Genomic DNA, 12997 nt, shown 5'->3' on the forward strand with positions numbered 1-12997 from the left:
ATCCGGCGGCGCAGCCGGGAGAATCGCCGGGTGGAACTGATCCTGGTCGTCGTCGGAGCGATCGTCGTCACCGCGGTGGCGCACCGGCGCGGACTCGAGCCTGCCCTGATCATCGTGGTCGTCGGTATCGCGGTGTCCTTCCTGCCGGGCTTCGAGGCGCCTGAGCTCGACTCGCACGTCCTGCTGTCGGTGGTGCTGCCGCCGCTGCTGTACTCCGCAGCGTTGGACTTCTCGTTCCCGACGTTCCTGCGCAACATCAAACCGATCCTCGGGCTGGGCGTCGCTCTGGTGGTGGTCACCGCGTTCACCGTCGCGCTGGTGTCCTCGTGGCTGGCCGTGGTGCCGTTGACCTTCGGCACCGCGCTGGTGCTCGGGGCGATCGTGGCGCCGCCCGATGCGGTGACCGCCGTCGCGGTCGGGCGCAAGCTGGGCCTGCCCAAGCGGGTGATGTCGATCCTGACCGGCGAGAGTCTGATCAACGACGCCGCCGCGCTGGCGCTGTTCTCCGCCGCCGTCGCGCAGGTCGCGGGCACCCACACCTTCATCGAGAACCCGGTGCTGCTGTTCGGCTACAGCGCGGTGCTGGGCCCGTTGATCGGTGCCGCGCTCGGCTATGTGACGCTGTGGATCCGGCGCCGACTGGCCAGTCCGGCGCTGGAGACAGTGCAGGGACTGATGGTGCCGTTCGCGGCGTTCCTCATCGCCGAGGAGGTGCACGCCTCGGGTGTGCTGGCCGTCGTGGTCGCCGGATTCGTCGTCGGCAGCGGCACGGTCGACGCGGGATATCAGACCCGCCTGCAGGAACGGTACGTGTGGAACTCGGTCGACGTGCTGCTCGAGGCGTTCGTGTTCGCCTATATCGGTCTGCACCTGCGCTTCGTGCTCGAGGATCTGCGCGAGGCGCACGAATCGCTGGTCGAGGTGGCGGTGGCGTCGGCCGTCGTGCTGGTGATCGTGCTCGCCATCCGGCCGCTGTCGGTGTTCGCGATGTTCGGCAGGGGAGTGCTGTCCCGTCAGGTCGAGAAACGGCTCAGCGTACCGATTCCCGATCAGGGCGGCCGCGGTGCGCTGGGCACGCGACGGCGCGCCGCCGTTCCGCCGCGGTGGCGTTCCCGCATCGACATCCGCGCGTTGAGTTGGCAGGAGAACGTCGTGGTGTCGTGGACCGGCATGCGCGGGGTGGTGACTTTGGCTGCGGCCGCCGCGATCCCGGCGACGACGTCGGTGGGGGAGCCGTTCCCCGAACGGGCGACGATTCAGGCGATCGCGTTCGTGGTGAGTGTGGGAACGCTTCTGCTGCAAGGGGCGACGCTGCCGCTGCTGATCCGCCGGCTGGATCTGTCCTCGGACGACGAGCAGGCCTATACCGTCGCCGAAACCGAGAAGGCCGAGCGCGTGGTGCATGCCGCCGCAGACGAGGTACTCGCCGCGTTCCGGGCGAATCCTCCTGCGGGACTGGACCCGCGGGTGCTCGCCGAGATCCGCGGCATCGTCGCGCGGCACTCCCAGGACGCCGACGAGATGCCCGACCCGGACGCGCACACGCCGCGCGCCGAGGTCTTCGCCCAGCTGTACCGCGACGTGTTGTCGGCCCAGCGGGCCGCCCTCATCGCCGAGCGCGACGAGGGCAGCATCGACGACGAGGCGGTGCGGGCGATGCTGGAGCGCCTCGATCTGCAGGAGGCCGGGGTATCAGCCCGGCTGGAGAGCCGGTTCTAAAAGTCGAAGCCGCCGCCGAAGTCGCCGCCGCCCCAGTCTCCTCCGCCGCCGTCCCAGCCGCCGCCACCACCGTCCCAGCCGCCGCCTGCGTCTCCGCCGCCGTCGAGCTGGCCCTGGTCGAATCCGTCGGAGAAGCCGTCACCGTAGCCGTTCTCGAAAGCCTGTGCGTCGTAACCGACTCCTGCCATCCCGGTGAACAACGTGCTGAACAAGAGTGCCGAACCGACGCCCCACGCGCCCGCCACCAGTGCCGGTTTCCACCAGGGCTCGGAATACCATCCGGCCGGAACCGGCCGTCCGGCGACGCGGCCGCCCGGGTAGTAGTTCGGGGTGCGCGGCGAGGGCGTGGGCGATGCCTCGATCTGCCGACCGTCGAATTCGACCCTGCGGTCCTCGGTCACAGCGCCGGCCGTGCGCTGCCCGGCCAGCGACTCCAGCTCAGGTCCCGGATCCATGCCCAGCGCGGTGCGGGCGGCGCGCACGTAGTACAGCCCTTCGATCGCACTCTCCTTGGCCAGCGCGGCCTGGCGCACGGTCGTCGCCTGCTCGATCTGTGACGACGCCGCGGTGTAGCGCTCCGAGGCGTCGGCCAGCGCCTGCTTGGACGCGTCGTCGGATCCGCTCAACGCGAACACCTGACCGCCGAGTCGTTCGATGAGCCGGCGCGCGTCGGCCTTCGCGTCGGCCAGCGACGCGGCGTTGCGTTGACCGGACGCCTTCGACGACGCGTACACGGCGATGCCGATGGCCGCTACGACGATCACGATGAGGACGAGAAGTACGCCTTCCATGGCTCACAGCGTACCGACAGCGACCGGCTGCTCCCGGTTGCTTTCGAGGGAGGGGTCGCTGACGCCGCGACGCCTGCCCGCCGCCGTCGCGGCGGGCAGGCGTGCAGTCAGAGCGTGACGGTCTGGCCGCGCTCGATCTCGACGACCCGGTCGCCGAGACCACGCTCGCTCATCGCCTTCGTGAAATCGGCCAGCGGCGACGCGAAGACGCCGTAATCGTCGAAATGCACCGGAACGACTCGCGGCAGACCGAGTCGACGGGCGGCCTCCGCGCCCTGGGCGCCGTCCATGGTGACCGTCACGCCGAACGGTAGCTTGGGTCCCGCAGGCAGCCGGGTGCCACCGAGATGCAGGATGCCCGCGTCGATGGAGTCGAAATGCACCGGGATCTCGGCGAGTTCGTCGATGAGCAGGGTGTCCCCGGAGATGTAGAGCCGGCACTGCTGGGTGCCGTCGGTGCTGCTGAACTCCAGCATAGAGCCCATCACCGGGGGCAGCAGACGGCGCATCGGGGTGGGTGCGTGCCGACCGGGGAGCGCCGTCACCGTCAACCGGTCACCGCCTTGCTGGATCGCCGAGGTGCGCCAGGTGTCCAGCCCGTGTGCAGCGTGAAAACCTTTGCTGTGCAAACGCTTTGCGGCGGCGTGCGTGGTCACGATGGGCAGGTCGTGGTCCAGGCCCTTCTCGGCGACGCGGTCCCAGTGATCACCGTGCATGTGGGACAGGACGACGGCGTGCAGCGGCGGAAGCTCGTCGACGGTCAGCGCCGGGGGGTGCCTCCGCTTGGACCACAGTCCGTACCCCAGATAGGCGCGCTGTCCCTGATGCAGAAAGTTCGGGTCCGTCAGCACCGTGATGTTCCCGCACCGGATGAGGGTCGTGGCGTTGCCTATGAAGGTGACGTGGATGTCCATCGTCGTCACCCCGCCGCCAGATGGGGCCGCTGGGTGATGCGGCCGGGGCGTCGTGCGCCGTGCATGCGTGTGGCGAGCGGTTCGGACTCGCGGATCATGATGGTGTCCCTTCCGACGGCGATCCAGCCCCGAGACGCGAAGTCGCACAGCACCTTGTTCACCGACTCCCGGGAGGAGCCCACCAGGTGGGCGAATTGCTCCTGGGTCAGGTCCATCGGCACCCGCATCGCGCCGTCGTCCTGCACGCCGAAGCGCTGCGCCAACCCGAGCAGGTGCTTGGCCACCCTGGCGGCGACGTCGGCGTAGACGGTGTCGGTGATGTTGCTCGACGTGGAGCGGATCCGGCGCGCCATGATCCGCAGGAAGCGCTGCGCCATCTCCGGCCGGGCGGTCAACAGCGGTATCAAGCCGGCGCGTTGGAGGCAGACCGCGTCGACGTCGGTCATCGCGATCGCGCACGAACTGCGCGGTCCGGGATCGAAGACCGACTCTTCGCCGAACATCTCGCCCGGGCCCAGCACCGTGAACAGGCACTCCCGGTCGGTGCCGTTGTGCCGGCCGACGCGCACTCTGCCCTTCTCGATGACGTACAGGCAGGTGTCGCGGTCGCCCTCGGCGAAGATCGCATCACCCGCCACGCACCGCACTCGATCGACGTGTCCGGACGACAGCAGTTCCGGCATCGCTGCCTCCAGTAACTGCGGCCCGCCTGCGCTGTCCACCATGAACCCTCCTGGTTGCGTGGTCTTCGTTGCAGCGCCTGCTACCCGGTAGGCGGCCGTCTACGCATCCCGCGGGGAACCGATCGTCAGGCTCGCGCCCATCGAACGATGACGGTGCCGTCGTCTCCGGTGAGAATGCCCCGCCGCACCATGGGCACCGGCGTGTGGCTCTCGGAGGCCGCGATGCGGCGCGCCGGGCCCACCACCATCATCGGACTGGTGGTCAGGCACAGTTCGTCGATCTCTCCGTCTGCGACAAGCCGCGAGAACAGCGTCGGACCGCCCTCGACCAGCACTCGCAACAGTCCCATCTCGCCCAGTGCAGCGCGGATCGCGGCAGAACCCACCTGTGGCCCTGTTAGTTCGACGACGCGGGCCGCCGACTGCCGGAGTGCCTCTCGGGCGTCGCGGGCCGCTTCGGCGGCGAGCAGCACGATCGGCGGCACGGTCGCGTGGAGCAGGGCCGGTGGCACCACGGCGCGACTGGACACGACCGCGACGGGTTGCACCGGTTCCAGGCCGTGGGCCAGGCGCCAGGCCTGGGCCTCGATGCTCATGCTCATGTCGACGTATGGCGCCGACGTGGCTGTCGAGGCGCCGACGAGCACCACGTCGGCGACTTCACGCAGGCGGCGGAACACCCGCCGATCCGTCGGCGTACCCAGCTTGCGTCCCGATCCGTCGAACGTCACGGCGCCGTCGATGCTGGCGATGAAGTTGGCCCGCAGCACCGGCCGGCGCAGACCTTCGGGGTAGGCGAGCAGGCTGCGTAGAGCGTCGTCGTCGAGCGACTCCGCTTGGTGCAGCGTGGTTCCAGGAGTGCTGGCAACGGCGGTCATGGTGTGACGCTCACATCCCTTCGGAACCGGTAACCCAGATCGGATCGCGTTCGGCCGGTCAGGAACAGCGCGGTCGCCGCACCCAACGCCGCGGCGGACGCCGGCAACAGCATCGACTCGGCCATCGCGACGGCCAACGACTCGCGCGCGGGCCCCGACAGCGGCGCCGCTCCGTCAGGCTGCCCGGCGATCGTGGCCGTCTCGCTGCCCAGCAGTGCCGTCATCAACGTTGCGACGCCTGCGCTGCTCAGCGCCGCACCGACCTGTCGCGAGGTGTTGCACATCGCCGACCCAGCACCTGCCAGCTCGGGCGGCAGAGTGCGAGAGGCGATGACCGACAACGGTTCCCACGTGAACGCCCCGGCGGCGCCCATCAGGGTCAGCGGAAGGACCAACCGCCAGATCGGGGTGGCCGGGGTCATCTCCCTCGAGAGCCAGAGCAGGCCGACGGCAAGGGCGGTGAACCCTGCGGCGACGATGGGACGCGCCTGCGAGCGGTCGACCAACCTTCCGACCACGGGAGCCAGCAGTCCGGTGGCGATCGCCATCGGCGCGACGAGCAACGCCGCGCGCGTCGGCGCCAGTCCGCAGACCTCCTGCAGGTAGAACATCAGGGGAACCGCGAACGCGACGAACGCCACGCTCACCAGCACGATGCCGGCGTTGGCCAGGACGAAGTCGCGGTGGCGGAAAAGGTGCAGCGGGATGAGTGGCTCGCCGTGCTGCATCGCCTGCCAGGACACGAACGCGGCGATCAGCACCGCCCCGCCGGCGATCACCCCCCAGATCGGCAGGCGCCAGCCCTCGTGCTGGCCCTCCTGGAGCCCGAACACGACCAGGCCGATGCCGACCGCCGACAGCAGCGCGCCCGGCAGGTCCAGGTGGTGCGGCCGGCCGGGAGTCGCAGGGATGAGAACGGCGGCCAGGATCACCCCGGCTGCGCCGATCGGAGCGTTGACGAAGAAGATCCACGGCCACCCCCACGTGTCGACCAGCACGCCGCCGACCAGCGGCCCCGCGAACATGCCCACGCCGGCGGTGGCGCCCCACGCCGCCATCGCCACGCCGCGCCGCTCCGGCGGGAAGGTGCGGGTGATCGTCGTCAGGATCTGCGGCGTGATCAGCGCGGCCCCGGCGCCCTGGATGCCGCGAGCGGTGATGAGCATGTCGATGGATGTGGAGAGGCCACACCAGACCGACGCCGCGGCGAACAGGGCCAGCCCGAGCAGATAGAGGTTCCTCGGTCCGTAACGGTCACCGAGCCGACCGCCGAGCAGCAGCAGCGCCGCGAACGCCAGCAGGTAGGCGCTGCTCACCCAGATGACGGAGTGGTGATCGACGCCGAAGGTCTCCCTGATGACCGGACTTGCGACGGCGATGCCGGTCGCGTCGACGACGACGAGCAGGAAGCCGACCATCATCACCCACAACGACAGGAACAGCTGACGGTCCCCGCCGGCGGTCATCGCGTCACACAGTCCACCGCGCGCCCCCTCCCGCACCGACGCAAGCAGTCGCGGGGGGTCCGTCGCACGCACCGCGACGTCTTTCGCAGGTGAGTTGACTAGTAGCAGAGTTGGCGGCCATGTGAATTGCTTTTCGTGCAGGTCCGGCGGCCTTGAGTGTCGGCCGCCGTGGCTAGTCTCCGGCCATGGCGGCACTTCAGTTCGACGAGCGTTTCACCGAGATCGACGTCAATGTCTGGACGACGTCGTACCTGCCGGCGTGGAGTTCACGTGCCGAGGCGTCGGCGGCCTACGAGGTCGGTCCTGCAGGGATTGGCCTCGCGCGGGGGGACGTGACGGCGGTTTCGGAGCGGGCGACGGGAATCGGACCGCGTAGCCAGTTCGGAAGATCCAGCGCTGGCCTGAGACGACGGGAGCCGCCGTCGCCGATCGACTAGGCCTTGGGCACGAACCGGACGGCCAAGACACAGACGTCGTCATCGCGTGGGGCGGGGGCGAACGATTCGATCAGCCGGCGACACTCCACGTGCACCGACGTATGCCCATGCCAGGTCGAGATCACCTCGCTGATGCGAGCAATGCCCGTGTCCAGGTCGCGGCCGCGACGTTCGATCAACCCGTCGGTGTACATGACGAGGGCGTCGCCGGGCGCGATCGTCAGCACGTCCTCGGTGTACGTAGCGTCGCGGACGGGGCCGAGCACCGGTCCGTGCCCGGCGCGCAACTCGACGACCGTTCCGTCGGACCGGCGCAGCAGGGCGGGCGGATGTCCTGCGGAGGCATAGGCCAGCGAGCCGGTCAACGGGTCGAAGATCGTGACCGTCATGGTCGCGAATCTCCCGTTGGTTGCATATCGAGTGAAGCCGTTGAGTTCGGCGAGCAGCCGCGCCGGGCGCAGCCCCTGCACCGCCATGGCCCGGGCCGCGCTCCGCAATTGTGCCATGTCCTCCACCGCCGGTAGCCCATGCCCGATGACATCGCCCACCCCCAGAAACGTGGCGCCACTCGGCAGCGGCATGACGTCGTACCAGTCGCCGCCCACCCCACGTACAGCGTCGGCGGGCTCGTAGCAGACCGCGATGTCCATTCCTGGGATCTGCGCGCCGATGGTCGGCATCACGGCTGACTGCAGGACCACCGCCTTCGCGTGTTCATCGGCGTACACCCGCGACCGCACCAGCGCCTGCGCGATCATGGTGGCCACCGCAGACACATACGCCAACTGCGCGGAATCCAGCGGTTGGGGCCGAGCCCACATCAGGTGCAGAACACCGAAAGACGTGCCACCGGACATCAGCGGCCAATTCACCACTGCGGTCGCGCCACTGGGTGCCAACCAATTCACGGTATTCGGATAGCTTCGCCGGTATTCGGCAGGACTGCGGAAAACGAGCGGGGCGTTGGTGCGGACCGCCTGACACGCCGCGGAGTGCTCGTCGAGTGCAAGATCGCTCTTGGATTGAGCGATCACCTCAGCGGGATAGCCGGCGATCCGCATCCATTGCAGGTGCTGCCGGTGGTCGTCGACCAGACCCAGAGCCAGGCCTTGCGCGCCGGCGTCGCTGAGAACCTGCCCCGCGATCACATCACCGATGTGCTCGGGGGTCAGCGCCGCACCCAGCAGCTCAGCGATGCGCGCCAGCGTCTCCAACCGCGCCCGCTCCCGCTGTTCGCGCTCGCGCTGCCTGATCGCGGCCAGGCGCCCAGCCGCCTCCTGCGCGATCAGCATGGCCACCAGGACCAGCACCGCAATGAACGCCTGGGTCACCGACAGCCGCGACATCGGCGACATGGATAGCCCGGCGAACGTGCCTCGGCCCGCTGCGGTCATGTAGTTGGCGACGAACGCCAGCACCGCCCCGGAAAGCGCAGCGCCGATCACGTCGAGTCGGAACGCCGCCCACGCCAGAACCGGAAGCAGTAACAGGGCCGGCGGGGTGTCGAACCAGAACGCAACCACCGACAGCGCGGCGGTGAGCGCGAGGACGGACACCGTTTCGCGGCGGCGGCTGCGCAGAACGTCTTTCTGCCGGGGCCACAGCAGGATCGGCGCACCGACGACCAGTGCACCGACAGCATCGCCGGCCCACCAATGCAGCAGAAACCCGGGCCACCACACTTGACCCGCGGCCAACACCCCCGCCGAGGCGCCGATCAGCCCGCCGACGAACGGACCTGCCACGCACGCCCCGCCCACGAACCGAACCAGATCGCCGCGCAGGCGCAGATCCGGCGAGCCTCCACACAGCGCCACGGTGACTGTCGCGCCGACGATCGGTTCGACAGAATTCGCCAGCGCAAACCCTGCAGCCGACCAGCCGGTAGCGCCGTGCGTGAGATCCACGGCAACCTCTGCCACGACGACGGCAGCGACGATCACCGGCCATGAGGAACGACGGGTCAGCAGCATCGCCGCCACCGTCACCCCGGCCGGCGGGAAGAACGCCGGTCCCGGCCCCGCGCCGAACGTCTGCCACGACAGCGCGGCGCCCGCCGCATAGGTCAACGCCACGGCGAGGAAGACGACCGCCGCGCGACGCCAGTCGAAGCGGCCTGCCAATGGCAGCGGATCCTTATCCACCGGCGCGCCTGCGCTCACGGCTCGACTTATCTCTTGCCGGCGAGTCCGGAACTGGCGCGGACACAAACGGTACGCACGAGCGTCACCGTAACGGTTAGGGGCCGCGCCGACATCCGATCACGAGATTGAAGACGCTGAAACGGCGCGATGATCGCGGTCACCAACCCGAAGCGACTTCCGCCCCGCGCCTTGGCCGTACGCGGCGGCAATACGGGAGCAAGTCAGAAGCTCGAAAATGCCCGGTCACGTGGCCAAACGCGTCTGCCTGGCTGTTCTGTGGAGCGGGCGACGGGAATCGAACCCGCGTAGCTAGTTTGGAAGACTAGGGCTCTACCATTGAGCTACGCCCGCATGTGGTGCATGGCTGACAGTACCGGCAGAGGATACCGGCCCCGCCCGTTCCGAATCCAATCGACATCTGGATGTGGCTTCGGTGAGGTCAGGACGTAGGATCGCCGGTGGTCTGGCGCTGCGCGCATCCGTGAGTGCTGCGACGACCGGGGTGTAGCGCAGCTTGGTAGCGCATCCGCTTTGGGAGCGGAAGGCCGCAGGTTCAAATCCTGTCACCCCGACCAGTTCCACCCCATCAGACGAAAGCAATAAGAGGAGCACCAACGTGAAGAGCACCGTCGAGAAGTTGAGCCCGACCCGGGTGCGCATCAACGTGGAGGTGCCCTTCGCCGAGCTCGAACCCGACATCGACCGTGCCTTCAAGCAGTTGGCCAAGCAGATCCGGCTGCCCGGGTTCCGTCCCGGCAAGGCGCCCCGCAAGCTGCTCGAGGCCCGCGTCGGCCGCGGCGCCGTGCTCGAGCAGGTGGTCAACGACGCGCTTCCGGCCCGGTACAGCGAGGCCATCACCTCGGAGTCGCTGCAGCCCATCGGCCAGCCCGAGATCGAGGTAACCAAGCTCGAGGACAACGAGGAGCTGGTCTTCACCGCCGAGGTCGACATCCGCCCCGAGATCGACCTGCCCGACCTGTCCGCGCTGACGATCACCGTCGACCCCATCAGCGTCACCGATGAGGACGTCGACGCCGAGATCGAGGCGCTGCAGAAGCGGTTCGGCACGCTCACCGGTGTGGACCGGCCGGCCGAGGAGGGCGACTTCGTCTCCATCGACCTGTCGGCCACCGTCGACGGCGAGGACGTGCCCGAGGCGAAGACCGAGGGTCTGTCCCACGAGATCGGGTCCGGCCAGCTGATCGAGGGGCTCGACGAGGCGCTCATCGGGCTTTCCGAGGACGAGTCCAAGGCGTTCACGACCACCCTGGTCGCCGGCGAGCATGCCGGCCAGGAAGCCGAGGTGACCGTCACCGTCAAGTCGATCAAGGTGCGCGAACTGCCCGAGCTCGACGATGAATTCGCCCAGCTGGCAAGTGAATTCGACACCATCGACGAGTTGAAGGCCGACCTGCGCGAGAAGGTCGGCCGCGTCAAGCGGGTCCAGCAGGCCGAGGCCATCCGGGACAAAGCCATCGAGGAGCTGTTGACCCAGGTCGAGGTTCCGCTGCCCGAGGCAGTGGTGCAGGCCCAGATCGACGACACACTGCACAACGCCATCCACGGCCTCGACCACGACGAGGACCGCTTCGCCGAGTCGCTCACCGAGCAGGGCAGCAGCCGCGAGGAGTTCGACGCGGACAACCGCAACAATGCCGAGAAGGCCATCAAGACCCAGCTGCTGATGGACGCCATCGCCGACAAGCTCGACATCCAGGTCGGCCAGAACGACCTGACCGAGCGGCTGGTGCTGATGTCCCGCCAGTACGGCCTCGAGCCTCAGCAGCTGCTGCAGATGCTGCAGCAGAACAACCAGTTGCCGGCGATGTTCGCCGACGTCCGCCGCGGCCTGACCGTGGCCGCCGTCGTGCACGGAGCCACCGTCAAGGACGCCGACGGCATCGAGATCGACACCGCCGAGTTCTTCGGTCCCTCCGGGGAGCAGGCGGAGTCGGCGGATGACGACCAGATCGCCGCCGACGACGCTGTCGAGGACGTCACCGAGGACCCCGCCGACGACACCGCGGCCGCCGAGGACGACGACGCCAAGTGATGCTGTGAGCGAACGCGCGCCGTCTGGGGACTCCCCGGCGGCGCGCGTTGGTTAGTGTCGTTCGTAAGACCGGTCACCGCGTCGGAAGTACACAGAAGAAAGCAGGTATCCAGTCGTGACTGACATGCGTGGCGCCTCATCGGGCCTCAACCTTGTCGACTCGGTCTATGAGCGCTTGCTGTCCGAGCGCATCATCTTCCTCGGCTCGCAGGTCGACGACGACATCGCCAACCGGCTGTGCGCGCAGATCCTGCTGCTCTCGGCCGAGGACCCGACCAAGGACATCCACCTCTACATCAACTCGCCCGGCGGCTCGATCAGCGCCGGCATGGCGATCTACGACACCATGGTGCTCGCGCCATGCGATGTGGCGACTTATGCGATGGGCATGGCCGCCTCGATGGGCGAGTTCCTGCTCGCCGCCGGCACCAAGGGCAAGCGCTATGCACTGCCGCACGCCCGCATCCTGATGCATCAGCCGCTCGGCGGCATCACCGGTGGCGCCGCGGACATCGCCATCCAGGCCGAGCAGTTCGCCTCGATCAAGAAGGAGATGTTCCGTCTCAACGCGGAATTCACCGGGCAGACGATCGAACGCATCGAGGCCGACTCGGACCGCGACCGCTGGTTCACCGCAGCCGAAGCCCTCGAGTACGGCTTCGTCGATCACATCATCACCAGCGTGACCATCAACGGCGACGGACCGGGAGCAGGAATCGACAAATGACCGACAACATTCACCCGTCCCTGGACCCCCGCGTGCAGCCCCAGGCGCGCTACATCCTGCCGTCGTTCATCGAGCACTCGAGCTTCGGCGTCAAGGAATCCAACCCGTACAACAAGCTCTTCGAGGAACGCATCATCTTCCTCGGCGTGCAGGTCGACGACGCGTCGGCCAACGACATCATGGCCCAGCTGCTGGTCCTCGAGTCGTTGGATCCCGACCGCGACATCACCATGTACATCAACTCGCCCGGCGGCTCGTTCACCAGCCTGATGGCGATCTACGACACCATGCAGTACGTGCGGGCCGACATCCAGACCGTCTGCCTTGGCCAGGCCGCCTCGGCGGCGGCGGTGCTGCTGGCCGCGGGCACGCCCGGCAAGCGCCTGGCGCTGCCCAACGCCCGTGTGCTGATCCACCAGCCCGCCCTCGGCGGTGTCATCCAGGGTCAGTTCTCCGACCTGGAGATCCAGGCCGCGGAGATCGAGCGCATGCGCACGCTGATGGAGGAGACCCTCTCGCGCCACACCGGCAAGCCGGCCGATGTGATCCGCAAGGACACCGACCGCGACAAGATCCTCACCGCCGAGCAGGCCAAGGACTACGGCATCATCGACACCGTGCTGGAGTACCGGAAGCTGTCCGCGCAGAAGGTCTGATCCTCAGCCGTTGCCGTAGATCCGCGTCGGCGTGACGAGGACGACGACGCGGCGCTGCTCACGCATCGTCGCGTCGTAGGCGTCCCAGTCGTCGTGGGTGCCGCCCGCGGCGGTGAAGACGTCCCGCAGCAGGCCCGCCAGCGCCTGCTCGGAGTCGAGCCAGGGCTGCGGGTCGTCCGGACCTGCCAGTTCGGCTCGTCCCTCCACGGTGGCCCACTGCCATCCCCGCCGGAACGTCGCCGCCGTCTGAGGCCGCTCCCGCAGGTTGGCCAGCTTGACCCTGCCGTAGGTGACGTAGGCCAGGATCGGTTCGCCGGTCGCGGGATGAGCGAGGACGCCGGCGTTGATCAACGATGCCTGGATGGTGCCGTCCGCGCGCAGCGTCGACACCACGGCCAAGCCGTTGTCCTCCCGGGCGAGCCCGACGGCGTCGGTCAGTGTGGTCATGGTCGCAGGGTACGGCGCGTCGCTCCCGGGCAAACAGCGGCAAAAGGCCGCGTGACCCCATCGATGCGTGTCAGGCTGAACA

12 protein-coding genes and 2 tRNA genes are annotated in these 12997 nt (G+C 68.5%); 6 read left to right on the forward strand and 8 right to left on the reverse strand.

Features of this window, described 5'->3' with window-relative positions:
- The first annotated feature begins 30 nt into the window (after positions 1 to 30).
- Positions 31 to 1719, forward strand: coding sequence for a cation:proton antiporter (locus G6N45_RS13805; protein WP_163722828.1), 1689 nt, complete (start codon positions 31 to 33; stop codon positions 1717 to 1719).
- Here G6N45_RS13805 and G6N45_RS13810 read toward each other — a convergent pair.
- The 5 genes from G6N45_RS13810 to G6N45_RS13830 all read right to left on the reverse strand — a co-directional run bounded on the left by G6N45_RS13810 (position 1716) and on the right by G6N45_RS13830 (position 6523).
- A complete protein-coding gene (locus tag G6N45_RS13810) occupies positions 1716 to 2510 on the reverse strand; it encodes a DUF1542 domain-containing protein (RefSeq protein WP_163722829.1) in 795 nt (264 codons plus the stop codon). The two genes, G6N45_RS13805 and G6N45_RS13810, sit on opposite strands and share 4 nt — an antisense overlap.
- A gap of 107 nt (positions 2511 to 2617) precedes the next feature.
- On the reverse strand, positions 2618 to 3424 hold the full coding sequence (locus G6N45_RS13815) for an MBL fold metallo-hydrolase (protein WP_163722830.1): 807 nt from the start codon (positions 3422 to 3424) through the stop codon (positions 2618 to 2620).
- Between the two features lie 5 nt (positions 3425 to 3429).
- A complete protein-coding gene (locus G6N45_RS13820; RefSeq protein ID WP_163722831.1) occupies positions 3430 to 4149 on the reverse strand; it encodes a Crp/Fnr family transcriptional regulator in 720 nt (239 codons plus the stop codon).
- Positions 4150 to 4232: 83 nt separating this feature from the next.
- Positions 4233 to 4985, reverse strand: coding sequence for a dihydrofolate reductase family protein (locus G6N45_RS13825; RefSeq protein WP_163722832.1), 753 nt, complete (start codon positions 4983 to 4985; stop codon positions 4233 to 4235).
- Entirely contained in the window at positions 4982 to 6523 is a 1542-nt protein-coding gene (locus G6N45_RS13830) for a DHA2 family efflux MFS transporter permease subunit (RefSeq protein ID WP_246228997.1), read from the reverse strand. Before G6N45_RS13830 ends, G6N45_RS13825 begins: the two co-directional genes overlap by 4 nt.
- 113 nt (positions 6524 to 6636) lie before the next feature.
- Here G6N45_RS13830 and G6N45_RS13835 point away from each other — a divergent pair, with 113 nt between their 5' ends.
- Positions 6637 to 6888: a hypothetical protein gene (locus G6N45_RS13835; RefSeq protein WP_163722833.1), complete on the forward strand. Its 252-nt coding sequence runs from the start codon at positions 6637 to 6639 to the stop codon at positions 6886 to 6888.
- Here the strand turns inward: G6N45_RS13835 and G6N45_RS13840 are convergent.
- Together G6N45_RS13840 and G6N45_RS13845 are read right to left on the reverse strand one after the other, a co-directional pair.
- Entirely contained in the window at positions 6885 to 9050 is a 2166-nt protein-coding gene (locus G6N45_RS13840; protein WP_246228999.1) for a SpoIIE family protein phosphatase, read from the reverse strand. The genes G6N45_RS13835 and G6N45_RS13840 overlap by 4 nt on opposite strands.
- Positions 9051 to 9309: 259 nt before the next feature.
- A tRNA-Gly gene (locus G6N45_RS13845) sits at positions 9310 to 9383 on the reverse strand.
- 147 nt (positions 9384 to 9530) lie between these two features.
- Here G6N45_RS13845 and G6N45_RS13850 point away from each other — a divergent pair.
- The 4 genes from G6N45_RS13850 to G6N45_RS13865 all read left to right on the forward strand — a co-directional run bounded on the left by G6N45_RS13850 (position 9531) and on the right by G6N45_RS13865 (position 12468).
- Positions 9531 to 9607: transfer RNA gene (locus tag G6N45_RS13850), tRNA-Pro, on the forward strand.
- 41 nt (positions 9608 to 9648) lie between these two features.
- Complete coding sequence (gene tig / locus G6N45_RS13855; RefSeq protein WP_163722834.1) at positions 9649 to 11085, forward strand: trigger factor; 1437 nt, start codon at positions 9649 to 9651, stop codon at positions 11083 to 11085.
- Positions 11086 to 11200: 115 nt separating this feature from the next.
- A complete protein-coding gene (locus G6N45_RS13860) occupies positions 11201 to 11812 on the forward strand; it encodes an ATP-dependent Clp protease proteolytic subunit (protein WP_082597478.1) in 612 nt (203 codons plus the stop codon).
- Positions 11809 to 12468 carry an ATP-dependent Clp protease proteolytic subunit gene (locus G6N45_RS13865; RefSeq protein WP_163722835.1) on the forward strand — a complete coding sequence of 220 codons (660 nt, stop codon included), beginning with the start codon at positions 11809 to 11811 and terminating at the stop codon, positions 12466 to 12468. Before G6N45_RS13860 ends, G6N45_RS13865 begins: the two co-directional genes overlap by 4 nt.
- A 3-nt stretch (positions 12469 to 12471) precedes the next feature.
- Here the strand turns inward: G6N45_RS13865 and G6N45_RS13870 are convergent, their stop codons facing one another.
- Positions 12472 to 12915, reverse strand: a complete 444-nt coding sequence (locus G6N45_RS13870) for a TIGR03618 family F420-dependent PPOX class oxidoreductase (protein WP_163722836.1) — start codon at positions 12913 to 12915, stop codon at positions 12472 to 12474.
- Positions 12916 to 12997: the final 82 nt, after the last annotated feature.

It is taken from the genome of Mycolicibacterium psychrotolerans, assembly GCF_010729305.1.
Lineage (GTDB): Bacteria > Actinomycetota > Actinomycetes > Mycobacteriales > Mycobacteriaceae > Mycobacterium > Mycobacterium psychrotolerans.